Genomic DNA, 26301 nt, shown 5'->3' with positions numbered 1-26301 from the left:
TTTTAAAACTACCAATTTGTAGTAATTCTATTTCCTCCAGTACAACCTTCATAATGGTTAGTACCATCGAAATTAGCGTAAATGGAATAAACACCACTATCTAAATTAATATTAAGATATGCATATCCATTCGCATCAGTAGTTCTATAATAGGTGATAGTATTGATTGTAATTGATACAACTGCATCAGCTATTCCTACACCTTCACTATTGACTAATTGGGTTTTATATTGTGTTCCTTTAACTGTGTAATCAGCATTTTCTCCAATAAGTTTGGTAGTAGCTTTTAAGACAGTAACAGTGTAATCTTCACTAACTTTTTTAATACCATTTTCCCCACCATAAGATACGGTTATTGGATATTCTCCGTTAGCAAGATTAATGTTTAATCCAGCAACACCATTTGCATCAGTAGTTCTTAAATAGGTTCTTCCATTAATAGTAAAACTTACATCTTCACCAGCAATAAGTTTATTTTCACTATTTTTTAATACTACTTGGAATCTTTTTCCAGAAGATGAACTGAGAGTAGTGTTTGCTCCTGAAATAATATACTCACTAGTAATATTAATTTGGCTGTCATTTCCCCAATTTTCATCAAAGAAAGTAAATAATGTAATTCCTCTATCTAAAACACTGTTTGTAACTTCTAAAGCACCTTTTACATCTAATGCTCCACCTTTACTATGAACATATACAGCATTTATGGAATATGGGTTTGCACCATTAAAAGCATAGAATTCATTTCCATCTATGTAGATATCTTGAATATCAGTTGGAGTACCGTGACCAGTATTTCCTTGTTCTATATAAATTCCTATTGCGTCATTAGTTAAATTGAATATATTGTCTTTAACTTTTGTATCAGTAGCTGCTTTAACAAGACCTACAGAATAAATTTCAACATTTTCAAAATAATTTTTTTCCAAATTAATATTGGATAATCCACCACCGAAATAGATACCATAAACATTGTTTAAGAACTTATTTCCAGATACATAAATATCACTAGCACCAGATGCAATAGAAAGACCATCTAACATTGGACCATCGAATGTGTTATTAACAACATATATTTCGCTTCCGCCCATAATATTTATTAATTTACTTCCGGTTTCTTTATTTGCAAATAAAGTAGTTCTATCCATATCTCCTCCAAGGAAAAGACAGTTAGAAATTATTGTATCTCCTCTATTTCCTTGAAGATAGATGCCAGCAGCACCATTTTCAAAAGAACAACTATCAACAGTGATATTTGATCCAGCTCTTATTTCAATCATACGGCCTGTGTAATTATTAACAGCACCAATAACACCAAAACTCATATTGTAAAATGAAGTTCCATCTATACCTGTACCTGAAATAGCAAACATAGTGATTGTACCATTAGTTTTACTATATAAATTGGTTTGTCCTATTCCAGCACCTATGAAAGTAAGGGATTTACCAGTAACAGTTAATGAGATATTATAATAATCTCCTGCATCAAATATGATTGTATCTCCAGAACTAGCATTATTTATAACGCCTTGAATAACTTCATTAGAATCTCCATTTTGGATTCTAGTACTAGTATTAGAAATAACAACAGCTTCAATTACTAATTCTTCTCCTTCTTCTTCAATGACTACATTATAATCATCTAAATTAATATTAGTCTCTTCAACATCTGTAATAATATTTTCTTCAGCAGATACACATGAAAGGGATGTAGCTACTAAAAAAATTACTAATAAAGATAAAAAAGCTTTTCTCATATTCATTTTTTTTCTCCTTTTAGTATTAATCTAATTTTTAAACATACTAATAATTCAGTTATATAAACAACATTCAATCATTTTAAATTTGTTTATATTCATGTTTTTTATTAGTGATTGAATATATTGAAGTGAGTTGTATATAAGTTTTATGAAATAAATCTGAATTTATTTTAATTTTAAATCTTTTAAATTATTATTAACTAAATTATATTTTTTTATTTTTGATTATATTGAATTATTTATATTCATTTTTTTAAAAAATTTTATTTTAACTGTATTTTATAAATTAGAAAATAATTAATCGAATTATATATTTTTACATATCTAAGTCGAAATGTATTTATATATAATTCTATACAGTAACTATTATTACATTAAATTAATATCTTAGGAGGTGAAAGTTATCAAAGAAAAAATTTTTTTATTACTATCCTTTTTCTTAATGTTAAGTGCATTGAATTTTGTTTCTGCAGAAGATATAGAATTACTTGAAACAGAAGATAATGTGATTTATTCTACTGAAAAAATAGATACAACTATATCAAGTTCAGATATGTATCTAACTGAAAAAGGAAATTCTTTTAATATTACATTAACTGATATTAATGGTGATATTTTAGCTAATCAACCTATTACAATAAATGTTAATACAAAAGATTATGATCTTTTAACTGATGAAAATGGTGTTGCTAAATTAAATATTAATTTAAATATTGGAAATTATGAAATTATTACTAAATATCAAGGCAATAATGTTTATAATAGTATATCGGTTGTTAATGCTATTTTTATGAGAAATGATGATACTGTTTTTATTTTTGACGGTTTGACTAATATTGAAATTCAAAAAATTATTGACTCTGCCCCAGAAAATTCAAAAATAGAATTTATGGGTAAAGAATATAATGATATTAGTTTATTAATTACTAAACCTTTAAATCTCATTAGTCATGTTGGAACTGTTTTAAACGGTGTAAATTCAGCTTCTGTTGTAAAATTCTCATCAGTTTCTTCTGGCAAACTATCAGGATTTACAATTTCAAATGGATTAAATGGTGTTGAAGTTTGTGATTCATCTAAAAATATTTTAATATTAAATAATTCTTTTATAAGTAATATAATCAGTATTTATTTAAATAATGCTATGAATATTGATATTTTAGAAAATAAAATAAGTAAAAGTGAAACTGGTATTAAACTTTTTAAAACAAGTTCAACTTTAATAAAAAATAATACTATTTCATTTGGTTTTGATGGAATTTATTTTGATAAACAAAATAATGAAATTCAAATTGAATCTAATAATATTTCTTACAATACTAATTTTGCTATTAATATTAATGAAAATGGAGAAAATATTGTAATTAATGGAAATACTTTGTTTTTCAATGGCAGAGACATGGACAATAACCATGGATTCGGAATTTCTCAATATAATTCTGGTGGAATAAATTTAAATGCAAATATTCGTAATCTTAATATTTTTAGTAACCTTGTTTCTGAAAATAATATGGGAATTTACTATGGTTCAAAATATATTAAAGGAAATCATATTATTGAATATAATGTTATTGCTTATAATCTAGAATTTAATATTTTAGCTAGAGATTCTATATATCGTTCAATTGAAATTGGAGCTAACTATGTAGAAGGAGATGAAAGTGGTTTTATTAAAGTATGCGAAATAATGAAATTATATAAAATAATGCCAACTGAAAATGATGGAAATATAATTTATGGTCCAAATCCTTCAATGTTACCTACATTTTTAGTACCTTATTTTGTTAATGGAGAAATTGTATTACTTTCTGTTATTAATGGTACATTAGATTTATCTTCATTAGGAATTGATGGTGAAGTTACTGTTTCATTTAATTTTGGTAAAAATACTCATCCTTTTACTGTAAATGTTAATAACAGTTCTGTAGATCCTAATCAAAATACTAATTCCACTCCTAATGATGGTGGTTCTGAAGGTGGTGAAAATCCTTCTAATAATTATGGTTCAGGAAGTAGTTCTAATGATGGAACTGGTTTAACTACAGGTTCTGTTTCAAATGAATTCAGTTCAATATCTAAGGATTTATCATCATCTGAAAATAGTCTAACTAATATTGATAGTTCATCAAAAAGCTCATCATCTGCTAGTGAATCTAAAAGATCTGTTTCTAAAGTTATTGAACTTGATGATGAAATTATTAGAGTTTTAGGCATAAGTGGTTTAATTTTTATTTTAATATTGGTTATAGGTCTATATTATCATAAAGATATTAAAGAAATGCTTTCTAAAAGAAGAAATGATATTTAATCTTCTTTATTTTTTTATTTTTTTTCAATCGATATGTTTATATATTCATGTTGATAATAGTATTTTTATATAATTAAAAGAGCTGATTTAATGTATGAGTTAATTTTTTCATATTTACTGATAATTACTGTATTATTTGGAGTAAATATGGGATTTTTTTATAGCTTTAATAAATTAACAAATAAATCAATGTTTATTATTTCAATAGTTCTTTCTTTAAGTATTTTTGTTCTTTCATTAGTAGGAAATTATTTAAGTAGCTATTTTTTATTTGTTCATGATTATTTGGATTTGTTATTTTTAATTGAAGGGCTTATTTTATTTTTAATGAGTTTTATTTTTATATCAAATTATAAAAAAAATATTTCATCAAGTATGCCATTAATTATAGCTAATCTATCTTTAGTAATTTTTATTTTTATTTTTAATACTCAATTAGATCATATAAACTATTCAAATATTGTTTTATCAGCTTTACTTTTATTTATAATTATGTTAATATCTTTTAACGTTTTTAAATTATTAATTTATGCAAAAAGACCATTTTCCATTTTAATTGGAGAATATATGATTTTAGAAGCGATACTTATATTTTGTTTTGGATTAACATTTGATTCTGTTAAAAGTTTAGATTATGCTATGTTTAACTCTTTTTTAATATTGACTCCTACTTATCAATTGATTTATCTTGCAATAGGTATTATAGCTTTATTATTATTGGGTTTATATTTAAATAATGAAAAAATGAAAAAAAAATTTAATTGAGGTATTTCATGATAATTCAAGGTACAGAAACTTTATCTTCACTAATACATATTATTTCAGAAAGTTTACTTACTCCAGTTATTATAATTTTAATAATCTTTTTAGTTATTGTTATTTTATCCCTTGGAGGTTTTATTAATGAAGCTATTTCTAGAAAAACTATTTCTTCAAAAGAATTAGAAGAGTTAATAAGAGATATTTCTTTTTCAAATCACAATCAAATTAAAGAGATTATAGAAAAAAGCAATCTTTTTAAATATCAAAAAGACATTCTTATGAGAATTGCTAATAATTATGATATTGGTATTGATGCAAGAAAAGCATTAGCCAGTAAATTAATTGAAGAAGAAGAATTAAACTTAGTTAAAAATACATCAAAAACTGATGTTTTAATTAGACTCGGACCTATTTTTGGTCTTTTAGGTACTTTAATTCCATTAGGACCAGGACTTGCCGCATTAGGATCTGGAGATATTTCTACTTTAGCAGAAGCATTAATAATAGCATTTGATACTACAGTTCTTGGTTTAGCTATTGGTGCAGTAGCATATTTTATTTCAAAATTCAAAAAACAATGGTATGAAAATGATCTTTCAACTGTTGAGGCTATTGCAGAGGCGGAAATAGAAGCTTTAAATAAGGGTTGAGAAGATGCTTAGAAAAAAGAAAAGATTTTCAGATTCAGATGATGATCCAATGTCTGGAATTTCAAATCTTTCAGATGCTATGCTTGTATTAGCTTTAGGATTTTTAATATTTGCTATAATGGCATTAAGTACAAATCCAAATATGATAAGTGATATGCAACAATCTCAAGCATCACAAGATATTGTTACTGGAGAATCATTTTCTAATGAATCTGGTAGTGTTAGTGATGCTGAAAGTAAAGGTTATAATGAAGTAGGTAAAGTTTTTAAAGATCCAAAGACTGGTGAACTTGTTATGGTGTCGAACTGAAACATTCACCATATCGGTCTTTTTCTGAATATATTGTTATCTTTTTTTTCATTAATAAGTGTTTTTATTTATTTTTAATCAACATTTATATATATTTTATTTCATCATGATTAATCATGAACAATTATTTTAATTGTTTTAACTTTACTTTTGTCATGAAAATTAAAGTTAATTTTTAATAAAAGAAAAAAAATTGTTCATCATATAGGAGGTTAAATAATGAGTTCATCGTTCAAAACACCACCAGAAACCGCTGCAGCTATAGCAGCAACTGGTGAAATAAAAGATAAATCACCAATAGTAAATACAATGGTGTTAGCATTTTTAGCAGGAGCATATATTGCTTTTGGAGGTTTACTTGCTGAAGTTACAACTACTGGAATGGCTGCTGCTGGAGTTCCAGCGGGCCTAGTTAAATTTGCTTTTGGAGCTGTGTTTCCAGTTGGTTTGATGCTTGTAGTTATTGCAGGTTCTGAATTGTTTACTGGTAATGTAATGTACTTAATTATGGGTATTTTAGATGGTAAGGCTACTTTAGCAGGTCTTATTAAAAATTGGACTACAAGTTGGGTTTTCAACTTTATTGGGGCTTTGTTTGTTGCTTATGTACTTGCATATCTTACAGGGATTATGACTGATCCAGCATTTGCAGAAGGAGCAATCACTCTGGCCAGTAAAAAGGCAGCTTTGGCCTGGGATGTATCTTTCTTCAGGGCTGTTGGTTGTAACTGGCTTGTATGTTTGGCAGTTTATTTGGCATTTGCATCTAATGATATTATTGGTAAAATCTTTGGTATTTGGTTCCCAATTATGACTTTCGTAACTCTTGGATTTGAGCATTCAGTTGCAAATATGTTCTTCATACCATTAGGTATGTTTTTAGGAGGAGATATTACAATCATGGGTTTATTCAATAATTTAATACCAGTTACTATTGGTAATATTGTTGGAGCAGGAATATTTGTTGCATGTGCCTATTGGTTTGTATACTTGAGGAAAAAATAATTATAAATTATAATTATAATTTTATTTTTTAAATAATAATATGGAGATTATATAATGGTAGAGATTAAATACACTCCTACTATCTGTCCTTTTTGCGGAACTGGTTGCGGGTTAAATCTAGTAAGTAAAGATGGCAAAGTAGTAGGTGTTGAACCATGGAAAAGACATCCTGTTAATGAAGGTAAATTATGTCCTAAAGGTAACTTTAGTTTTGAATTTATTAATAGGGAAGATAGATTAAAAACACCATTAATTAAAGAAAATGGAGAATTTAGAGAAGCTTCTTGGGATGAAGCTTTAGATTTAGTAGCAAATAAATTAAAAGAAGTATCTGATGAAGATCCTAATAAAGTTGGGTTTTATGCATGTGCAAGATCACCTAATGAAAATATTTATATAACTCAAAAATTAGCTAGAGTTGCTTGTGGTACTCAAAATGTAGATCATTGTGCACGTATTTGTCACGGACCTACTGTAGCAGGACTTGCAAGTACTTTTGGTTCAGGAGCTATGACTAATGGATTTGACAGTATTGAAGATGCGGATGTTATTTTTGTTATAGGTTCTAACAGTATGGAAGCACATCCATTGTTTGGACGTAAGCTTATTAGAGCTAAGAAAAATGGTGCAAAATTAATTGTTGCTGATCCTAGATATACACCAACAGCAAAATTAGCAGACATATACTTAGAATTTAAAACTGGTACTGATGTCGCTCTTTTAAATGGTATGATGAAATTAATCATTGATGCAGGATTACAAGATGATGAATTTATTCAAAATAGAACAAAAGGATATGAGGAACTCAAAGAATTAGTTTCTCGCTATGATATAGATTCAGTTTGTGAAATTGCAGAATGTGATAAAGATACATTAATCGAAGTTACAATGGATTATGCTAAAGCAGCTAAAGCTGCATCTGTCCATGGATTAGGTATTACAGAACATTCACACGGTGCAGACAATGTTATGTCTGTTGCTAATTTAGCAATGCTTACTGGTAATATTGGAAGAGAAGGTACTGGTGTAAATCCATTAAGAGGTCAAAATAATGTACAAGGTGCTTGTGATATGGGAGCACTTCCTTCAGATTATCCAGGATACCGTAAAGTAGCTGATGAAGAAACTACTAAATGGTTTAATGATTATTATGGTGTAAACTTACCTGCAAAACCAGGATTAACATTAATTGAAATGATGAATGCTGCTCATGATGGAGATATGAAAGTATTATATATTCATGGTGAAGATCCTGTTTTAACTGATGCAGATATAACTCATACAAAAGAAGCTATAGACAACCTTGAAATGCTTGTTGTTCAAGAGTTATTTATGACTGATACTGCAGCTATGGCAGATGTAGTATTGCCTGCAGCAGGATGGGGTGAACAAGATGGAACCTTTACAAGTGGTGAGCGAAGAGTTCAAAATGTAAGAAAAGCTCAAGAACCACCTGGTGAAGCTATGCTTGATTGGAAAATAATGGAAGAAATTGCTGTTAGAATGGGAGTTCCAAGAGAAAAATTCCATTATGAAACTGCTCGAGATATTTTTGAAGAAATAAGAGAAGTTGCACCAAATATGGCTGGAATGGACAAAGAAAGAATGGATAAACCAGAATCTATACATTGGCCATGTTTCAGCGAAGATGATCCTTGTGGACCTTTAATGCATAAAGAAAAATTCGCACATCCTGATGGATTAGGTGCATTTATGCCTCAAGAACATTTAGGACCTGTCGAAACTCCTGATGCAGAATATCCTTTACTTTTAACAACTACTCGTACTTTATTCCATTATCATGCAGCTATGACTAGAAGATGTAAAACACTAGATAATGAAGTAAAATCTGGATGGATTGAAATCAACACTAATGATGCTGAAAAATTAGGCGTTATTGATAAAGAAACTGTTAAAGCTAAATCCAGAAGAGGAGAAATTGAAATTCCTGTTAGAGTAACTGAAGATATTAAAGAAGGTATTGTTAATATCCCTATGCACTTTACTGAATGTGCAGCAAATATGTTAACTAACTCCAATTCATTAGATCCTAAATGTAAAATGGTCGAATTAAAAGCTTGTGCAATCAAAGTAGAAAAATTGAGTGGTTAAAATGTCTGTAAAAGTAAATGATAAATTTTATGCATATTCTAATAATGAAGATATTGCAAATAAAGGAGAATATGGTGGTGTTGTAACCACTATTATGAAACACCTCTTAGAAGAAAACATCGTAGATGGAGTCGTAGCTGTTAAAAAAGCTAGTGACTTATATGATGCAGTACCAACAGTTATCACAGACCCTGAGGAAATTATAAAATCTGCTGGTTCTATTCATTTCGGTACATTAAATGTTGCTAAGTTTTTATCTAAATATTTAGATGGTGCTCGTGACATGAAATTAGCTGTTGCATGTAAACCATGTGATGCTAAATCTTTAAGAGAATTAATGAAAAAAGGCAAAGTTATTGAAGATAATGTTGTCATGGTTGGAATAAACTGTGGTGGAACATTCAATCCAGTTCCTTCTATTAAAATGATTAAAGATGTCTATGAATTAGACCCTGAAAAAGTCCAACACGAAGAAATATCTAAAGGAAATCTTATTATTGGAACAAGTGATGGTAAAGAAAATCAATTTAGTATTGATGAACTTGAAGAAGAAGGTATGGGCCGTAGAACTAACTGCCAAAGATGTAGTATGAAAATTCCATTTAATGCAGATTTAGCATTAGGTAATTGGGGTGTTATTGGTCCTTTAGCAGGTAAAGCTACTTTCGTAGAAGTTTTCTCAGATAAAGGTGCAGATATTTTAGAAAGTGTAATAGCTTCTGATAAAATAAAAACTGAAGAACCTATTGAAAAAGGCATTGCTATTAGAGAAAAAATAGCTGAAGTAATGTCAAAAGGTGCTGAAAAACAAAAAGCAGCTGATTTCGAAGGAACTACTGGGGATATTATTGATATACTTCATAAATACAGTGATGATTTATCTAAATGTATGAAATGTTATGGTTGTCGTGAAGCATGTCCTCTTTGTTATTGTGAAGATTGTTGTTTAGAAGCAGAAGGTCCTGAATGGGTTCCTGGTGGATATACTCCAGCAGCACCATTTTATCACTTAACTCGTTTTGTACACATTGCTGATGTTTGTACAAATTGTGGTCAGTGTGAAGATGTTTGTCCTTCAGAAATTCCTGTATCTAAAATATTAGCTACAATCAATAATAAAGTCACTGAAACATTCGGATATATTCCAGGTGTTGATAGTGATGATAAACTTCCTTTCACTGAATACCAAAAAAGTAAATGAATAATTTAAGAATTTTTATAAATTCTTATTTTTTTCTTTTTTAAACTTTTTTAAAAATTAAACTAAAAATATTAAAACATGTTACCTCATGAAGGTTTAAATAGTCCCTCAGAATCTATTACTTATAAAACGGTTCACGTTTATTTATTCCTTCAATGAATATTTTTTCTAATTGCTCATCAGAGTAATCTTCTCTAATAAACTTAACAAAATCAACTAAATTATCATTTTTAAGTAAACAAGGTTTTATTTTTCCATCAGGACTTATTCTAAGACGTGTACAATTTTTACAAAAATCTTTATTATCTATGGGATGAACTACTTCTAATTCTCCGCCATCAATATAATATTTTTTCCTGTTTTGCATGAACTCTCTAACTCTAACTTCATCAGCTATTTTTTCTAGGTTTTCTTCTAATGGATTAACATCATAATAATATTTTTCACTAAAATAGCTATCATCACAATTTTCGCTTTTAACAAGTTCTATTAATTGTAAAATAATACCATGATCTTTTGAAAATTTAAACATGTCTTTAACTTCATTTTCATTAATACCATTCATTAATACCATGTTTATTTTAACTGGATATAATCCTGCTTCTACAGATTTAATAATTCCTTCTTTTGCTTTATCTAAATAATCTTTTTTAGTTACAAATTCATAAACTTCAGGATCTAAACTATCTAAGCTAACATTTATTCTGTTAAGCCCTGCTTTTTTAAGATCATCTGCATATTTTCCTAATAAAGTTCCATTTGTTGTAATTGAAACATCTTTAAAATTTAATTTAGCTATTTTTTCAATAATTTCAACAATATCTTTTCTAATTAAAGGTTCTCCACCAGAAATTCTTATTTTATTAATTCCAAGTCTTTTAGCTATTTGACAAACTTTATAAATTTCATCTGGTGTCATTTCATCACTAGATGGGACCATGCCATCGTGATGACAATAAACACAGTTTAAATTACATCTATTTGTTATAGAGATTCTAAGTGAGATAATGGGTCTTTCAAACTTATCTTTTGTTTTGAAGTCATTCATATAATGCCCTATTCCTTTTTATTAATAGCTATTTCAATTTTTTCTTTATTTTTTACATCGTATTGTTTTGTTTTAAGAGATTTTAGCATTCCAACTATACTTTCCCTTAAAAAGTTATTTACAAATTTATTTAAACCAATAACTTTCCCATCAACCGATAAACTAACATCAGTTTTATCTAAATCTTTGGAATCTATTTCTCCACTAATTATTCCTTTAGCTATTGAATCTCCATCATTATATCCGCAATTATTAATAAATAAAGTGTTTACAATATCACAACTTTTATTTTCAATCTTATCGACTAATGGAGCTATTTCCTCATCTTTAATTTTAAAAGAATCTACATATTCTATAGTATATTCATCAATAAGCTCTTCTGAAGTGGTAATTTTCGGATAATTATAATCTTTAAATCCTTCTATTACAACATAGTCAGGTTCATCTATTACTTTTATAAGAAACAATATTCTCTCAAGTGGAAGTTTTTCCATTATATTAAAAAATGTTGTATTACCTACACCTGTTACTATATCTGATCCTGCTTGCTTATGTTTCCAAGTATCAGTGTTTTCTCTATCCATTTCCATTTTATGATGTGAATCTTTTATAGTAGCTACTTTATTTCCTCTATTTTTAAGTTCACTAATTATTTTTGTAGTTAATGAAGTTTTTCCGCTATCTTTCATACCTACAATTGACACTATTTTCATAATAAAATCCAACCTTTTTTTATTTACTATAATAATATATAAGTTAATTTTTAATTATGTTTTTTAATTTATTTAAACTTTTTTATATTTTTATTTTATCAAAAATCTTTTTATTAAATATTGTTTTCTTAAATTAACATTATTTTATCTTCTTATTTTCATGATTAAGTTTTATAATATTGTTTAAGCTTATTTCACTTCAATTTAATAAATATTTTTTATGTGTTGATACAACACAATACTATATAAAGCTTCCGTCTTAGTTTTAGTAGGTAATTATATATTTATAGGAAATAAATGTGTAATCAATACACATGGTGGATTAAATGCCAAAACATATTGAGTCTGGATTAAAATATTTGGCTGCAGTTAAATTAAAAGAGCAGGGCGAAAATCAACAAAAAATAGCTGAAGAGCTTGATATTGATAGATCTACTGTTTCTCATTATCTTAACGGCAGGAATTTGTCTTGGAACTCTATTGACGTTGCTAAGACGATTACTGATTTATGTCCTGAAGATTTTTTAACTATGGTACAAGTGATTGTTCAAGATCACGGAAAGGCTCGAAAAATCCTTAAAATTTGTAAAAATCATGAATTTGAAGCAAAGGTTAAAGATTCTTGTATTGGTTGTGGATTGTGTGTAGGTTTGTGTTTTATGAAATCTATTGCATTAGTTTCATTAAAAGCTCAAATAAATTCAAGACATTGTTGTGGCTGTAGAATTTGTGAAAATAAATGCCCAACTAATTCTATAAAAATTTTGGAGATTGAATATGATTAAAAATGTAAAAGAATGCAAAGACAATGATTTTGATATTAAAAGAGCTGCAGAAGAAGTAAGAAAGTTGTCTTTCGATGATCATGTTTGTATAGGGTGTGGAATTTGTGAATCCACTTGTCCTGTCGAAGCAATCGAATTAAAAGATGTCGGGGCTATTTCTCGTGTCCATTTGAATACTCAATTTAGTGGTCATGATAAAATAAAGCAAAATATCATTGAAGATATTGATGCTCCAAAAATCGACATTGATGAAGACAAATGTGTTCTTTGTGGTATGTGTAGTGGGTTATGTCCTGCTGATGCATTAAAGCTCGAAATTGATGGTGTATCTATTAAAGATATAGATTCATATCCTCATTACAATCATTTCGCAGAAATTGATGATGATGAGTGTATTTATTGTCAAAAATGTCAAGTTGCATGTCCTAGAGAAGCTATTACTATTGAACGTCATTTACCAAAACGTTCTGATTTAGTGACTGGGGAAATAAGTGTCAATGAAGACAAATGTATATACTGTGGTGTCTGTGAGGAAATGTGTCCTGCAGAAGCTATAGTTGTTGATGAAAAATCCGGTGAAGAGTCAATTGTTATTGATAAAGATAAATGTGTTTACTGTTTAGTATGTAAAAAAGTATGTCCTAAAAATGCAATTGATGCGGTATGTAGAATTTGTTCTTATGGAGATTATGATTTAGACCCAGCTGATGCTGTTGTGACTGGTTCATCTATTATTGAACAAGATCATTGTGTTAAATGTGGTTGGTGTGAAGGTGTATGCCCTACAACAGCTGCTAAAACCAAAAAAGCATTCACAGGTACTTTAGATATAGATCAAGATAAATGTAAAAGTTGTGGAGCATGTGTTGATATTTGCCCATGTAATGTATTGAGTTTCCCAATTCCTACAGGTCCTGGTCAAATATTAGACAATATTGTTAAAAAAGACGAATATTGTATACGCTGTGGAGCATGTGAGAAAGCATGTCCTAATGATGCTATTACTGTAAAAATTAATAGTGTTGATCATACTCCTACTAACTCTAAAACTTGGATTAAAGCATTAGATGCTTTAAAAAATTAAGGTGATTTTATATGGAACTTAAAGTAAATCAAGATAATTGTTTAGGATGTGGTGTTTGCGTAGTAGCATGCCCAGTTAACGCTGAAATTAGCCCAGAAGTCGCTGGTGGTAATGGTTCTAAAACAGAAGAAGTAATTATGATGGTTGAAAACGGTTTTATTAAACTTTTCAATAAAGATAAATGCAAAAAATGTGGAACATGTCAAATGTTCTGCCCAGTTGATGCAATATGGTTAGAATAATTAGGTGATAATTATGCATTATGCAAATACATATTTAGATAAACCTGTTGTCCCTGAAGTTAATATTAATAAAGAAGGCAGTGAAGAAGTACTTAAATGTATGTTAAACACTGGTTCTGATATTTATCAGGGTGCTTGTAAAAAAAGAGGCTCTACTCTTAAAGAAGAGTACAAAAATGCTTCAGGAACATGTTATATGGACCCAAGAGACATGGAAAAATTAGGTGTCAATAATTGGGACAATGTTCTTGTAAAAACTGACTGGGGTGAAGTTGTTGTAAATGCTGCAGCATCTAGAGATGCACCTCACGAAGGAACTGTATTTATTTGTAAAGGCCCGTGGGCAAACACTGTTGTTAGTTCTGATACCTATTGTTGTTCTGATCCAACATATAAAGGAATCCATTGTACTGTCGAAAAAACTGATAGAGAAGTTTTATTAATGGCAGATTTAATGAGATGGGTTTATAAAAAATATGTTGACGAAGATGAAGACAAAGTTGTTGAGAATATGCCTTCTCTTGGAGAACTACCAGTTTATAAAAAACGAGGTTAGGAGGTTAAAAAATGGCATATGAAGAACCAATTACTGATTATGATCATATTGTAGAAAATTGTACTTGTGCATTCTGTGGTTGTAATTGTGATGATTTAGATTACTTAGTTAAAGATGGGCATGTTGTTGCAGTTAGACATGCTTGTAGATTAGGTGCAAGTAAGATAATGGAAGATATGGATCAAAGATTAATGGTCCCTATGGTAAGAGATGAAGATGGTGAACTTAAAGAAGTAGATTGGGACACTGCTCTTGATACAGCTGCTGAATATATTGCTAATTCTATCAGACCTGTTTTTTACGGATGGTCTGAAACTTCTACTGAATGTATGAAAGAAGGAGTAGCTTTAGGAGAATATATTGGAGCTGTTTTAGATAACCAAGCTACTATCTGTCACGGTCCAAGTCTTCAAGCTGTACAAAATGCAGGATATCCTGTACAAACTTTAGGAGAAGTTCAAAACAGAGCGGATGTTTGTGTTTATTCTGGAAGTAATGCAATGAACTCACATCCAAGACACATGGCAAGATACGCGGTTTTCTGTCGTGGATACTTCAGATCTAGAGGTAGATTTGATAGAACTGTTGTTACTATGGATCCTAAATTTAGTGATACAGCTAAAATGTCCGATAAATGGATTGGATTTGAACAAAACGGAGATTATGGATTTTATAATGCTATAAGAGCTGTTTTAAAAGGTAAAGAACTTTCTCAAGATGTAATTTCTGGAATTCCTAAAGAAGATATTTATGAATTAGTTGAAGAAATGAAAAACGCTGAGTTCGGTGTTCTTTTCTTTGGTTTAGGATTAACTCATACCTTATCCAAACAAAGAAATATCGATATAGCTATTAAAATGATTCAGGACTTAAACAAATTTAGTAAATGGGGACTTACTCCGATGAGAGGACATTTCAATGTTAATGGATTTAATATTTTCATGGCATTTGAAAACGGTTTCCCATTTGGTGTTGACTTCTCAAGAGGTTATGCTAGATATGTTTTAGGAGAAACCAATACAATTGATTTATTAACTAGAGGAGAACCTGATGTATTCTTAGTTATTGCTGCTGATCCTGGGGCTCATTTCCCTAATGGTGCAAATCAACACTTAGCTAAAATACCAGTTATTCAAATAGATATTCACTGGGGACCATCTACAGAACTTGCAGATGTTGTTTTACCTGGTTCATTTATTGGTGTAGAATGTGCTGGAACAAGCTATCGTATGGATGGAGTTCCTATCTTTATGAAAAAAGCTATTGATAAACCAGAAACTTGTCGTGATGACGAATGGATTGTTCGTGAATTAAAAGAAAGAGTAATGAAGCTCAGAGAAGAGCCAAATGTTGCTCCTAAATACGTACCAAATCCAGCTGCTTTATAGAGGTGATTTTAATGGAATATATACTTAAAAATGGTATTGTCTATGATCCAGCTAATAAAATTGATGGAGAAAAAAAGGACATAATGTTTAAAGACGGTAAAATAGTAGAAAATGTTTCTTCTGATGCAAAAGTCCTTGATGTAACTGATAAAATTGTAATGCCTTCAGGTATTGATCCTCATGCTCACGTAGCAGGACCAAAATTAGTTGTAGGTAGATTATATCGTCCTGAAGATTCAAGAAGAGGAGTTACTCAAAAGACTAGTGTATTAAGACCGGAATCAGGATTTTCTATTCCTAGCTGTCCTTCAACAGGTTACAGATATTCAAGATTAGGCTACGGAACTGTTGTAGAAGCAGCTATGCCTCCACTTGAAGCGAAACACACACATGAAGAAATTGCAACAATTCCAAACATAGATATCCCTGCATTACCTTTATTTGGTAATAATTGGTTTGTTTTAGAATTTGCAAGAGAAGGTAAAATTGATGAATTAGCTGCATTTATATCTGCATGGCTTAAAATATCAAAAGGATACGGTGTAAAAATTGTAAATCCTTGTGGTACTGAAGCATGGGGATGGGGTATGAATGTACATGGTGTAAATGATAAGGCACCTTATTTTGATGTTACTTCAAAAGAAGTTATTAGAGCTTTAGCTAAAGCTAATGAAAAATTAGGTCTTCCTCACTCAATCCACATCCACCCAAATGATTTAGGACACCCTGGTAATACACCAGTTACTATTGAAACATTAGATTCAGTAAAAGACATTAAAAAGAATGCTCCTATCAGAGACCAAAATATTCATTGTTGTCACCTTCAATTCCATTCATATAATGGAAATAGTTGGAAAGATGCTTCTTCAGGCGCTGAAGATGTAGCTAAATTCATTAATAAATCTGATAATGTCACTTGTGATGTTGGTCAGGTTACTTTCGATGAAACCACTACTATGACTGCAGATGCTCCTATGGAATACGATCTTTTCAAATTGTCTGGATTAAAATGGGCTAATAAAGATGTAGAATGTGAAACTGGATCAGGTATTATACCTGTTATCTACTCTAAAAAGAGTCCTGTTAACACTTTACAATGGGCTATTGGCCTTGAATTGTTCTTATCTATTAAAGATCCTTGGAAAGTTTGTTTAACTACTGACCATCCTAATGCTGGGCCATTTATTAGATACCCAAGAATTATGTCTTGGTTAATGAGTAATACTAGAAGAATGGAAATGATTGAAACTGGTGAAGTCCATAAATGGGTAAATAGTAGAACCACTCTTCCAACACTTGAAAGAGAATACGATTTCTACGATATAGCTGTAATTTCAAGAGCTGCACCTGCTAAAATCCACGGATTTGCAGATAGAGGAGCACTTACTCCTGGTTACAATGCTGATATAGCTGTTTATGATATTAATCCTAATACTATTGATCCATCTAAAGAATATGAAACAATCGAAAAAGGGTTCTCCCTTGCAGATTACACTATTAAAGATGGTCAAATCTTAGTAAAGGATAAAGAGATTGTTTCACTTAAGAAAAGTAGAGCTATTTGGACAAATGTCAAAGGATGGGAAGAAGAAGAGAAAGCTGTCATTGATGGTATTATGCCTTTCTTCAACCAATATTATTCAGTTAAATGGGAAAATTATCCTGTCCACGATCATTACTTATCTGATCCGCTTAGAGTTGATGTTGAAGCAAGTAAATAAGGGTGTTTATAATGAAAACTATAACTTTTAATCAGAAAAAAACTTCTTCTATTGCTTTGGAATTTGATGAGTTAATTCCTGATGAAATTTACACATGGGATAAATCAGATTTTGAAAAATACGAAGTACCTATCGGAAATTCTAGATTTCCATTAACAGATTATTTTGATATTGAAGTAGAAGGAGACGCTGAATCTGCTAATGATGTTAAAATGATTCTTGATGGAGATCTTAATAGAGTTAAATATATTGGATGCGGAATGTCTGGTGGAGATATCCTTTGTAAAGGAAATGTAGATCTTCATGTTGGAGCTGAAATGAGCGGAGGTAGTATTATTGTTGAAGGTAATGCTGCTGCTCATGCTGGTCGTGAAATGGCTGGAGGATATTTAGAAATCCAAGGTGACACCAAAGAATTCACAGGTTCATCATATATTGGTGAATGGAGAGGAATGACTGGTGGAGAAATTGTTGTTAAAGGTAATGCTGGAAAACAATGTGGTGAATGTTTAAGCGGTGGAACAATTCGTGTTTACGGAGATTGTGATATTTTAGCTGGTATTCACATGTCTAAAGGTGTTATTGAAATCCAAGGTGACGTTAATCGTTGGCCTGGAGGACAAATGAAAAACGGTACTATTGTCATTCAAGGAAAATTAGGTAGATTACTTGAAGGATTTGTTTTTGATGAAGTAGTACCTAATCCTGAAATCGAAGGTAAAACTTATGAAGGTAAGTATATTAAATATACTGGAGATATTGGATTAAATGGTAAAGGTTCATTGTTCATTAATGCTGAAATTAACAGGGATAAACTCGGTGAATACAGCGAATCTGACGATGAATATACTTCAATTAGAGAATATAGGAATTTATAATTCCTTTTTCTTTATTTTATTTTTTTTATGTTGTGATAATTTGACAAAAGAAATTTCTTTAACTTACGATGAAGCAATGGATTATATAAAAAACAATGTTAATGTTGGAGATATTTTAGAAGTATCTTATAATCGTATTTTTGCTCCAGGTGAAGTTTTAGCTTTTATTGAACCAGATGAAGTTACTGGTGAAGGATTTAGAATTAATTTGCACCTCATGGGTGAAGTTTTAAGCCAAGCAGTTGTTATAGATTTTAAAGAGATTAAAGATGATCTTTTAGAATTTAGACATATTCCTGATGATGATGGCGAAGAAACTGTTGTTGAAATTAGTGATTAAAATTAATTTAATATAGGTGATTAAATGACTATTAAATCTCTAGAATTGAATAATGATGAAGCTGTAGATTATTTAAAAAATAATATTAAAATTCATGATAAACTTGAAATAGCTTATAATCGTATTTTTGCAGAAGGAGAAGTTTTAAATGTAGATTTTTCTGAATATTTTGGAAAACCAGGTTTTAAAATGCTTTTGAATTTGGAAAATGATTCATCAAATCCTACTATTGAAATTGATATGGATGAAATTAAAGATGATTTAATAGAATTTACTCATTATCCTAAAAATGGTGAAGAAGTTTCTGTTGTAGTAGTTTAATCTATATGTTAAATTATTATTACAATAAATTTTCTTTATCTTATTGAATTTTTAAAAATACATTTAATTATTTACTATATCTTGTATTCTTTTTACATTTTAAACAAGTGATTATTTAATATAATCAAAGAAAAATTAATTTAAAAAATAGCTTTTTTTTATAAATGTTCCATAGATTCAAATGGCATTATTTTTTCTACTGCCTTAACTTCAATATCAATATTTTTTTCTTTTATTGCAGCTATTGTATTTAAACCACTTCCTGCTACAATACCAAAATTATAATTATCTATTTTAGCATTATATATTAGTTCTCTTGGCTTGCTAATTTTATAGATAGAAAAATCATTTTCTTTTAATTTAGAAATAATTTCTTTTGTTTCTTCTTTGGCTACATAATGAACTTCTTTTAAAGAAGCTAATATTCTATTAAAGTCAGTTAATTTATTAGTTAATGATGTTAAATTTTTATAAATGAAAATTTTATGAGGATCTATTGAAGAACCATTGTATGAAATTAGCTCTAAAAACATTGGAGATTCACTTAATTCTAATAATCCCCCATATTTAGGAGTGCTCATTATTCCATTTTTTAGTAAAATCCCATCTATAGATAAACTACATACAGTAGCTATGTCTATTTTATTATTATCATTTTCAATTAACTTATAATGAGGACTAATATGTTCTGGAAACTTTTTATATGTTTTTTCCATTATATCTATTGCATCATCAACATCTACTTTATTTATTTTAGATATATTTGCAATTATATCTCCTTTTCCAGTTTCAATATCATAATTTACATTATTAATTAAATTCCAAGATTTTGAAAGTAGAAATGGGGTTGTTTTTTTAGGATTTTCTTTAATAGCTTTTAAAATATTATTTGAAAGTTTTGATATAGGAGTTAGCTCATTAAAATTAGTAAAATCTTCTCCAGCTTTCATATTAATATCATATTTAGATTCTTGTGCAGCACATAATGGAGTAATTCCTCCAACTATAGCTATTCCTACCATGTCTTCACTTACTGGTATTCCTAAAACATTTTCACCAGGTTTTCCAACTTCAATAATTCCATTAATTCCAATAGATTCTAATTTTTTAAAAATATCTATTGCTTTTTTTTGAGATGTAGCTGGAATCATCCTAAAGTTTGCAGGTATGACTCCACTACCTTCTTCGATAACCTTTAAAATAGAAGTCATATCTTTTGCAATAAATGCATCTAAGGGACTAATTGAAGTTTTTTTATAAGAAATAAGATCTTTAAATCTTGTGGGAATATTATCTTCTATTTCTAAAAGTCCACCATATTGAAGTAAAGATGGAATTTGATTATTTAATAAGATTCCATCAATAGTTGTGCCACAGATTGTTTTTAATTCATATCCATTTTTTATTTTTTTTATTTTTGTATAAGGACTAATACACAAACCTGAATCAAATACTTTTTTTATAATATCATAAGCATTTTTTTCATAAATATGGGAAACATTAACTACAACATTTCCTTTTTTATTTACATAATCAAAATCACATAAATAAATCATTTCCTCATATTTAGAATAAATGAAATCCACTTGTTTATAAATTAAACCTTTTTCTAGTGTTTCTTTTCCTAATTCGGTTATTTTTCTCCCGGAATAACCCATTTTTTCAGTATATCCTTTTTCATCTAGGAGTTGCATATGGTATCTAACAGCTCGTTCACCTAAATTAAATCCTTTTTTTTTAAGTTCATCAGCAATTAATTTAGAACCTGTTGGATTATCAGACTCATTTAAAATCCTTAATATTTCTATCATTCTATGGGCAGATTCTGACATTTTATTACCAAATTAAAGGAAATTTATTACATATTTAAATATTTTCTTTGTTCATACCCAAATACTTGAACCCTATATTCGTCCCATTCAGCATATTTGAAGTCTAAGAATTTTTCACTAATATGTCCACCAAGAGCCTTCATCATTATAGGGTCTTCTTCAAGTGAGTGATATGCTTCCCATAAACTAGATGGTAAGACTTTAATGCCTCTTTCTAATCTTTCTTCCTCAGTCAATTTATAAATATTAATTTCAGTAGGATCTCCAGGGTCGATTTTCTTTTTAATACCGTCAAGACCTGCTTGAAGCATAGCTGTAAATGCTAAATATGGATTACATGTTGGATCAGGTGCCCTGTATTCTATACGAGTACCATTACCTCTAGCTGCAGGAACTCTTATTAAAGCTGAACGATTCTTAAGCCCATAAGCTCTGTATACTGGAGCTTCATATCCTGGGACTAATCTTTTGTATGAATTTACAGTAGGATTAGTAATTGCAGTCATTGCAGGTGCATGTTCTAATAGACCACCCATGAAATACATTGCTTCTTTAGATAATCCAGTTTCACTATTGTCATCAGAGAACATATTTTCTCCATTTTTAAAAATACTTTGGTGACAGTGCATTCCACTACCATTTACTCCGAAAAATGGTTTAGGCATAAAAGTAACTGTATAATCTTTAGAATCAAAAGCAGCCATATTATTAACGATTGCTTTAATTGCTTGTTTAAATGTAATAACTGCATCTGCAGTTTTAAGTGCATTATCAAATTTAAAAGCTATTTCGTTTTGTCCTGGCCCTACTTCGTGGTGACTTGCTTCAACTTCAAATCCTAGTTCTTCTAAATTTAATGCAATTTCTCTTCTAAAATCAGTTCCCATATCTTTAGGTTCTACATCAAAATAAGAAGCATCATCATAAGGCATTGGATATCCTTCTTCATCAACATCAACAATGAAAAATTCAGGTTCAGGGCCTATATTATATTCATACCCTTTCTTTTTTATTTTAGCTAATGTTCTTTTTAATAAACCTCTGGAATCTCCTTCAAAAGGTTTATTATCTGGAGTGTAAATATCACACATAAATCTACACACAGCCGCATCTTCAGGTCTCCAAGATAGTCTTGAATAAGTATTAATGTCAGGTTTTAACATTAAATCACTTTCTTCAATTTCTACAAAACCATCAATAGATGATCCATCAAATAACATCCCATCATTAAATAAATCTTCCATATCTTCAGATCCGAATGGAATAGCAATATTTTTGGTTATTCCATTAATATCTACAAATTGTAATCTAACAAATTTTATATAGTCTTCTTCCATTCTATTAATCATTAAATCTATTTCATTTGACATTAAATTGTCTCCTTAACTAGAAAATAATACATGATAATAATTTAGTCGGAAATGTATTTCCGTTAACTAATATGTTTTCCACTTACTAGTATATATAGTTTTTCTAAATACAAATATTTTTTAAAAAATTAAACAATTATACTTAAAATTCAATTAATTAATGTTCATTTTATTATTATTTAATTGAAAACTTAAATACTTTACTTATAATATTTTTTCAACATTAAAAGAATCTAAAAATAATAAATCAAATTTAAAAATTTCTGGTGCATATGTAATTTTTCCAATCCCTGTAATTAATTTAAAAGCTTCCATAGCTTGAATACACCCGATAACATTTGGAACAGGACCAATAGCTGGAGGTAATTCACTTGAAATATTATTAATTTCTTCTTTTAAATCTTCATCTAATTGCTTATTAAAAGAAGGTAAAGAAAACAATTCTTCATAACTTGCAGTATCTTCAGAAAAAACAGTCATTTGCCCCATTGTGCCATGAATAGCTCCATGAATTAATGGAATATTATTTTCTTTAGCATATCTTGATACAATGACTCTAGTTAATAAATTATCTAACCCATCTATTATTACATCACAAGATGAAACAATTTTTTCAATATTATTTTCATCTACAAATTCATTAAAAGCATTAACTTTTACATATGGATTAATATTATGAATATTTTTTTTAGTAGACTCACTTTTAAAATAATTTAAATCTTTTAAGCTACTCATAGTTTGCCTATTTAAATTTGACATATCAAAATAATCAGAATCAACAATATTAAGTTCTCCAACTCCCATTCTTGCAAGCATTTCAATTGCAGCACCACCAATTCCTCCACAACCTATTACAGCGATTTTAGAATCTTTAAAAATTTGTTGCTTATTTTTTGATATAATGCTCATTTGACGTGTAACAATTTCCCAGTATCCCATTTCATTGTATCGATTTGGCATATTTCCACCTTAATAATGATTAAATTCATTTCCAAATAATTTTTGAACCTTTTCTAATTCTTCAGGAATATTAATAATTTGAGGGCAATGTTGTAAACATTTATTACATTTTGTACAGTTTTCTGCTCTTTCATCTTCATTTATAAGGGAAAAATATTGCATTGCACTAGCTGAAGGATTATTAAACATTGTAGCTATATTATATTCTTTAAAACATTGGGGAATATTTACTCCTTCAGGACATGGCATACAATACATACATTGTGTACAATCATTTCCTTTTCCTGAGTTATATTCTCTTGCAACTTCTTTTATAACTTCTTTATCATGAGAAGATATAGAATTTATCTTAGAATTATTAGCTATTTCAATATTAGCTTTTAATTGTTCAAGTGAAGTCATTCCACTTAATACACAATCTACAGCTTCCATATCCCATAAATAATCTAAAGCCCATTCAACAGGTGTTCTTTTAACATCAGCAGTATTCCATATATTCATTATTTTATCTGGAATATTTTGAACAAGCCTACCTCCTCTTAAAGGTTCCATTATTATATTTCCTACATTAATATCATTTAAATATTTTAAACCATCAAGTCCAGACTGATAATTCTCATCAATGAAGTTCATTTGAGTCATAGCTACTTCCCATTTATCATAACTATCTAAAATATCAATTAATATGTCAAATTCAGTGTGAGATGAAAAACCAATGTGTTTTACTATACCCTCTTCAAGAATTCTATCCATAAATTCAAAAACACCACAAGATTTAAGATTTTCCCAATGCTCTTTTGTTAATGTATGTAATAAATAAATATCTAAGTTGTCAGTTTGTAATCTTTTTAATTGATCATTTAAATAAAAATCAAAATCTTCTTTATTTTTAATTAACCATGAAGGAGATTTTGTAGATAATAAAATTTTTTCTCTATAACCTGTAGATAAAAATTCTCCTAAAAAAGGCTCACAATTTCCAATTTCATCACTAAATTCATCAGCATGATAAGTATAAGCAGTATCAATTAAATTTATTCCATTATCTATTCCATAGCTAAGAATTTCACTTGCCTTTTTCTTATCTATATTTCCATTAGAATTAATGGTTGGTAGTCTCATTGTGCCAAGGCCTAAGACTGAAACTTTCTCTTTTGTTTTTCCAAGTTCCCTATATAACATAACAAATCTATTTATAATTTATTTTTAATGTTATAAATGTTTTTAATCAATGATTTTTAAATGGATAAAATAAAAGTAAAATTTATAATTTTAAAAAATAGTTCTTTAATTAATAAAAAAAGTTAAAAATTAATATATTCCTGGGATTGAAGATGCCGGGAGCGGGATTCGAACCCGCGGCCTCACGGTATCCCAGGAATTAGTCAGAGCACTGCTTAAAACCCTATGAGCCGTGCGCTCTAACCAGCTGAGCCACCCCGGCATCAGACTTCAATTGTAATATTGACTAATTTAATATCAATACAACAAATAACTATCAGTAAAATATAACATTTAAAGGTTTCGATTATAATAAAAATTATCCCGTATTTGAATCCTGGTTTTATCATATGAAAAATTTCATTAGGAGATGTAATACAAATTAAAACTTCATTCTTTTACAATCATGAAAAAAGATTAAAGGATTGTGAAAGATAATGAAATATTCAGAAACTGATGTAAAATTAATGCAATTGATTCAAAGAAGAAAATTAGGCATATCAAGCACTAGAAAATATAATGTTGTTTTTAGAGAAATATATAAATTAATTGGTAAAACACCTTCACAGTTAATAGATGAGGCCAAAAAAGAAGAACAACCATTTTTAAATGATGAAGGTATTCCTCAGATATTAGATTTATCTGAAAGAAAAATTAATTCATACCAACTGTTATATAGTAATTTTTTAGAAAGTAGGAGTATTGCTGAGACTACTAAAAAACATAAAATGCTAATGTTTCGCGCTCTTTTTAAGGAATATGATATTAATGTGCCAAGAATGGTACAATATAATACTTTAATTAAAAGAACCAGAATTAATGATATACCTTCATGGAATGATGTTAAAAGAAGTTTAGATTATTGTAAAACTAATAGAGATAAGGCCTTAGTTTGTTTACTAACAACTTCGGGTATGCGTGGAGGAGATGTTGTAAAATTAACTATTCAAGATTTTCTTGAAGCAACATCTGTTTATGGCCATAATATGGATTTAGATGAGTTATTATCTAAAAATCCTAAGGAAATAATTCCGTGTTATGATTTCATACCAGAAAAGACAAAGAAGGATGGGAATCTGTGTATCACTTTTAACACGGGAGAGTGTAGCTATTTTATATTTAAACATATAAAAGCTAGAATGGAAGAAGGGTATTCAGTTGAATTAGAAGCTCCTCTATTTAGAGGTTCTGGAAGAATTTCTGAATTTATAACAGTTGATTGGTTAAGAAGGATATTACAGAATTTAAATACTGATTTAAATATAGGAAAAGATAAGAATGACCTTTTTGGAAAATTTCGAGGACATAATCTTAGAAAGCTATTTTCAACTACGTGCAGGCAGAACATAACTAATGTAGTTGTTAAAGCTGATAAATATAGTGAGTTAGATGTTGTTAGTATATTTACAGGACATACTCCTCCAAATATGTCTAATTCTGAAGTTTATGATGCTGTTGATAGTGAAGATAGTTTTGATAATTATTTAAGAAAAAATTATGAAGCATTAATACCCTATTTGTCAATTAATGAAAATAGGGCTCCAATTAATAAAGATACTAAAAATTTTGAATATGACGAAATCATGAAAATTAAAGAATCGATTAATATTTTATTGGATAGTAAGGAACAAGAGATTTCTTAAATATAGTTCGTGTTTTCGAATTTTTTATCTTAAGTTTTTCAAATAGTATTAATAAAACTATAATGAAGTAGATGGCTTTTTAGTGAGAACT

Annotated in this window: 24 protein-coding genes and 1 tRNA gene; 17 read left to right on the top strand and 8 right to left on the bottom strand. The window is 29.0% G+C overall.

Annotated elements, in window-relative coordinates; all coding sequences use genetic code 11:
- Positions 1 to 8: 8 nt before the first annotated feature.
- Positions 9 to 1763: a right-handed parallel beta-helix repeat-containing protein gene (locus ACA134_RS08940; RefSeq protein WP_409200069.1), complete on the bottom strand. Its 1755-nt coding sequence runs from the start codon at positions 1761 to 1763 to the stop codon at positions 9 to 11.
- Positions 1764 to 2154: 391 nt separating this feature from the next.
- Between ACA134_RS08940 and ACA134_RS08935 the strand changes: the two genes are divergently transcribed.
- From ACA134_RS08935 to ACA134_RS08905, 7 genes are all read left to right on the top strand, one after another.
- The gene (locus ACA134_RS08935; protein WP_409200068.1) at positions 2155 to 4068 is read left to right on the top strand and encodes a right-handed parallel beta-helix repeat-containing protein; all 1914 of its coding nucleotides are present in this window, start codon (positions 2155 to 2157) and stop codon (positions 4066 to 4068) included.
- A 90-nt stretch (positions 4069 to 4158) separates the two neighbouring features.
- Positions 4159 to 4833, top strand: coding sequence for a hypothetical protein (locus tag ACA134_RS08930; RefSeq protein ID WP_409200067.1), 675 nt, complete (start codon positions 4159 to 4161; stop codon positions 4831 to 4833).
- A gap of 8 nt (positions 4834 to 4841) precedes the next feature.
- Positions 4842 to 5480 (top strand): MotA/TolQ/ExbB proton channel family protein, encoded by a 639-nt coding sequence (locus ACA134_RS08925; protein WP_409200066.1) that lies wholly within the window; start codon positions 4842 to 4844, stop codon positions 5478 to 5480.
- A 4-nt stretch (positions 5481 to 5484) separates the two neighbouring features.
- Complete coding sequence (locus ACA134_RS08920) at positions 5485 to 5790, top strand: DUF2149 domain-containing protein (protein ID WP_409200065.1); 306 nt, start codon at positions 5485 to 5487, stop codon at positions 5788 to 5790.
- 219 nt (positions 5791 to 6009) lie between these two features.
- On the top strand, positions 6010 to 6795 hold the full coding sequence (locus ACA134_RS08915) for a formate/nitrite transporter family protein (RefSeq protein WP_409200064.1): 786 nt from the start codon (positions 6010 to 6012) through the stop codon (positions 6793 to 6795).
- A 54-nt stretch (positions 6796 to 6849) separates the two neighbouring features.
- Positions 6850 to 8907: a formate dehydrogenase subunit alpha gene (gene fdhF / locus ACA134_RS08910; protein WP_409200063.1), complete on the top strand. Its 2058-nt coding sequence runs from the start codon at positions 6850 to 6852 to the stop codon at positions 8905 to 8907.
- A 1-nt stretch (position 8908) separates the two neighbouring features.
- Complete coding sequence (locus ACA134_RS08905) at positions 8909 to 10108, top strand: Coenzyme F420 hydrogenase/dehydrogenase, beta subunit C-terminal domain (protein WP_409200062.1); 1200 nt, start codon at positions 8909 to 8911, stop codon at positions 10106 to 10108.
- A gap of 118 nt (positions 10109 to 10226) precedes the next feature.
- Here ACA134_RS08905 and moaA read toward each other — a convergent pair whose 3' ends face one another.
- Together moaA and mobB are read right to left on the bottom strand one after the other, a co-directional pair.
- Positions 10227 to 11156, bottom strand: coding sequence for a GTP 3',8-cyclase MoaA (moaA, locus tag ACA134_RS08900; RefSeq protein ID WP_409200061.1), 930 nt, complete (start codon positions 11154 to 11156; stop codon positions 10227 to 10229).
- Between the two features lie 8 nt (positions 11157 to 11164).
- Positions 11165 to 11869, bottom strand: a complete 705-nt coding sequence (gene mobB / locus ACA134_RS08895) for a molybdopterin-guanine dinucleotide biosynthesis protein B (protein ID WP_409200060.1) — start codon at positions 11867 to 11869, stop codon at positions 11165 to 11167.
- A 326-nt stretch (positions 11870 to 12195) separates the two neighbouring features.
- Between mobB and ACA134_RS08890 the strand changes: the two genes are divergently transcribed.
- From ACA134_RS08890 to ACA134_RS08850, 9 genes are read left to right on the top strand one after another with little or no spacing between them, the layout of a single operon-like run.
- Complete coding sequence (locus tag ACA134_RS08890) at positions 12196 to 12654, top strand: tRNA CCA-pyrophosphorylase (RefSeq protein WP_409200059.1); 459 nt, start codon at positions 12196 to 12198, stop codon at positions 12652 to 12654.
- Positions 12647 to 13738: a tungsten-dependent formylmethanofuran dehydrogenase subunit FwdF gene (gene fwdF, locus ACA134_RS08885; protein WP_409200058.1), complete on the top strand. Its 1092-nt coding sequence runs from the start codon at positions 12647 to 12649 to the stop codon at positions 13736 to 13738. Before ACA134_RS08890 ends, fwdF begins: the two co-directional genes overlap by 8 nt.
- A gap of 11 nt (positions 13739 to 13749) precedes the next feature.
- A complete protein-coding gene (locus ACA134_RS08880; RefSeq protein WP_409200057.1) occupies positions 13750 to 13980 on the top strand; it encodes a 4Fe-4S binding protein in 231 nt (76 codons plus the stop codon).
- A 13-nt stretch (positions 13981 to 13993) separates the two neighbouring features.
- Positions 13994 to 14536, top strand: a complete 543-nt coding sequence (locus tag ACA134_RS08875) for a molybdopterin dinucleotide binding domain-containing protein (RefSeq protein ID WP_409200056.1) — start codon at positions 13994 to 13996, stop codon at positions 14534 to 14536.
- An 11-nt stretch (positions 14537 to 14547) separates the two neighbouring features.
- A complete protein-coding gene (locus ACA134_RS08870) occupies positions 14548 to 15924 on the top strand; it encodes a formylmethanofuran dehydrogenase subunit B (protein ID WP_409200055.1) in 1377 nt (458 codons plus the stop codon).
- An 11-nt stretch (positions 15925 to 15935) separates the two neighbouring features.
- Positions 15936 to 17645, top strand: a complete 1710-nt coding sequence (locus ACA134_RS08865) for a formylmethanofuran dehydrogenase subunit A (RefSeq protein ID WP_409200054.1) — start codon at positions 15936 to 15938, stop codon at positions 17643 to 17645.
- A gap of 2 nt (positions 17646 to 17647) precedes the next feature.
- Complete coding sequence (locus tag ACA134_RS08860) at positions 17648 to 18523, top strand: formylmethanofuran dehydrogenase subunit C (RefSeq protein WP_409200053.1); 876 nt, start codon at positions 17648 to 17650, stop codon at positions 18521 to 18523.
- A gap of 40 nt (positions 18524 to 18563) precedes the next feature.
- Positions 18564 to 18863 carry a DUF2097 domain-containing protein gene (locus ACA134_RS08855; protein WP_409200052.1) on the top strand — a complete coding sequence of 100 codons (300 nt, stop codon included), beginning with the start codon at positions 18564 to 18566 and terminating at the stop codon, positions 18861 to 18863.
- Between the two features lie 24 nt (positions 18864 to 18887).
- Positions 18888 to 19184 carry a DUF2097 domain-containing protein gene (locus ACA134_RS08850; protein WP_409200051.1) on the top strand — a complete coding sequence of 99 codons (297 nt, stop codon included), beginning with the start codon at positions 18888 to 18890 and terminating at the stop codon, positions 19182 to 19184.
- A gap of 158 nt (positions 19185 to 19342) precedes the next feature.
- Here ACA134_RS08850 and ACA134_RS08845 read toward each other — a convergent pair whose 3' ends face one another.
- The 5 genes from ACA134_RS08845 to ACA134_RS08825 form a co-directional block, all read right to left on the bottom strand.
- Positions 19343 to 21016, bottom strand: a complete 1674-nt coding sequence (locus ACA134_RS08845) for an NrpR regulatory domain-containing protein (RefSeq protein ID WP_409200050.1) — start codon at positions 21014 to 21016, stop codon at positions 19343 to 19345.
- Positions 21017 to 21042: 26 nt separating this feature from the next.
- Complete coding sequence (gene glnA, locus ACA134_RS08840; protein ID WP_409200049.1) at positions 21043 to 22386, bottom strand: type I glutamate--ammonia ligase; 1344 nt, start codon at positions 22384 to 22386, stop codon at positions 21043 to 21045.
- A 204-nt stretch (positions 22387 to 22590) separates the two neighbouring features.
- On the bottom strand, positions 22591 to 23346 hold the full coding sequence (locus ACA134_RS08835; protein ID WP_409200048.1) for a HesA/MoeB/ThiF family protein: 756 nt from the start codon (positions 23344 to 23346) through the stop codon (positions 22591 to 22593).
- 9 nt (positions 23347 to 23355) lie between these two features.
- Positions 23356 to 24528 carry an aldo/keto reductase gene (locus ACA134_RS08830; RefSeq protein WP_409200047.1) on the bottom strand — a complete coding sequence of 391 codons (1173 nt, stop codon included), beginning with the start codon at positions 24526 to 24528 and terminating at the stop codon, positions 23356 to 23358.
- A 153-nt stretch (positions 24529 to 24681) separates the two neighbouring features.
- Positions 24682 to 24790 (bottom strand) — tRNA-Met (locus ACA134_RS08825).
- A gap of 214 nt (positions 24791 to 25004) precedes the next feature.
- Between ACA134_RS08825 and ACA134_RS08820 the strand changes: the two genes are divergently transcribed.
- Positions 25005 to 26210 carry a hypothetical protein gene (locus tag ACA134_RS08820; protein WP_409200046.1) on the top strand — a complete coding sequence of 402 codons (1206 nt, stop codon included), beginning with the start codon at positions 25005 to 25007 and terminating at the stop codon, positions 26208 to 26210.
- Positions 26211 to 26301: the final 91 nt, after the last annotated feature.

This window comes from Methanobrevibacter sp. DSM 116169, assembly GCF_046197865.1.
Lineage (GTDB): Archaea > Methanobacteriota > Methanobacteria > Methanobacteriales > Methanobacteriaceae > JAHKLT01.
Note: the sequence above shows the minus strand (reverse complement) of the source record. Positions and strands in the feature narration are given on the sequence as shown.

Excerpts from the sequence above, each read along its gene's own strand:
- ACA134_RS08820 (WP_409200046.1), top strand. The coding sequence starts at position 25,005 with ATGAAATATTCAGAAACTGATGTAAAATTAATGCAATTGATTCAAAGA.
- glnA (WP_409200049.1), bottom strand. The coding sequence starts at position 22,386 with ATGTCAAATGAAATAGATTTAATGATTAATAGAATGGAAGAAGACTAT.
- ACA134_RS08930 (WP_409200067.1), top strand. The coding sequence starts at position 4,159 with ATGTATGAGTTAATTTTTTCATATTTACTGATAATTACTGTATTATTT.
- fwdF (WP_409200058.1), top strand. The coding sequence starts at position 12,647 with ATGATTAAAAATGTAAAAGAATGCAAAGACAATGATTTTGATATTAAA.
- ACA134_RS08835 (WP_409200048.1), bottom strand. The coding sequence starts at position 23,346 with ATGCCAAATCGATACAATGAAATGGGATACTGGGAAATTGTTACACGT.
- ACA134_RS08830 (WP_409200047.1), bottom strand. The coding sequence starts at position 24,528 with ATGTTATATAGGGAACTTGGAAAAACAAAAGAGAAAGTTTCAGTCTTA.
- ACA134_RS08905 (WP_409200062.1), top strand. The coding sequence starts at position 8,909 with ATGTCTGTAAAAGTAAATGATAAATTTTATGCATATTCTAATAATGAA.
- ACA134_RS08875 (WP_409200056.1), top strand. The coding sequence starts at position 13,994 with ATGCATTATGCAAATACATATTTAGATAAACCTGTTGTCCCTGAAGTT.
- ACA134_RS08940 (WP_409200069.1), bottom strand. The coding sequence starts at position 1,763 with ATGAATATGAGAAAAGCTTTTTTATCTTTATTAGTAATTTTTTTAGTA.
- moaA (WP_409200061.1), bottom strand. The coding sequence starts at position 11,156 with ATGAATGACTTCAAAACAAAAGATAAGTTTGAAAGACCCATTATCTCA.
- ACA134_RS08850 (WP_409200051.1), top strand. The coding sequence starts at position 18,888 with ATGACTATTAAATCTCTAGAATTGAATAATGATGAAGCTGTAGATTAT.
- ACA134_RS08845 (WP_409200050.1), bottom strand. The coding sequence starts at position 21,016 with ATGTCAGAATCTGCCCATAGAATGATAGAAATATTAAGGATTTTAAAT.
- ACA134_RS08920 (WP_409200065.1), top strand. The coding sequence starts at position 5,485 with ATGCTTAGAAAAAAGAAAAGATTTTCAGATTCAGATGATGATCCAATG.
- ACA134_RS08865 (WP_409200054.1), top strand. The coding sequence starts at position 15,936 with ATGGAATATATACTTAAAAATGGTATTGTCTATGATCCAGCTAATAAA.
- ACA134_RS08925 (WP_409200066.1), top strand. The coding sequence starts at position 4,842 with ATGATAATTCAAGGTACAGAAACTTTATCTTCACTAATACATATTATT.
- ACA134_RS08880 (WP_409200057.1), top strand. The coding sequence starts at position 13,750 with ATGGAACTTAAAGTAAATCAAGATAATTGTTTAGGATGTGGTGTTTGC.
- ACA134_RS08890 (WP_409200059.1), top strand. The coding sequence starts at position 12,196 with ATGCCAAAACATATTGAGTCTGGATTAAAATATTTGGCTGCAGTTAAA.
- fdhF (WP_409200063.1), top strand. The coding sequence starts at position 6,850 with ATGGTAGAGATTAAATACACTCCTACTATCTGTCCTTTTTGCGGAACT.
- mobB (WP_409200060.1), bottom strand. The coding sequence starts at position 11,869 with ATGAAAATAGTGTCAATTGTAGGTATGAAAGATAGCGGAAAAACTTCA.
- ACA134_RS08870 (WP_409200055.1), top strand. The coding sequence starts at position 14,548 with ATGGCATATGAAGAACCAATTACTGATTATGATCATATTGTAGAAAAT.
- ACA134_RS08915 (WP_409200064.1), top strand. The coding sequence starts at position 6,010 with ATGAGTTCATCGTTCAAAACACCACCAGAAACCGCTGCAGCTATAGCA.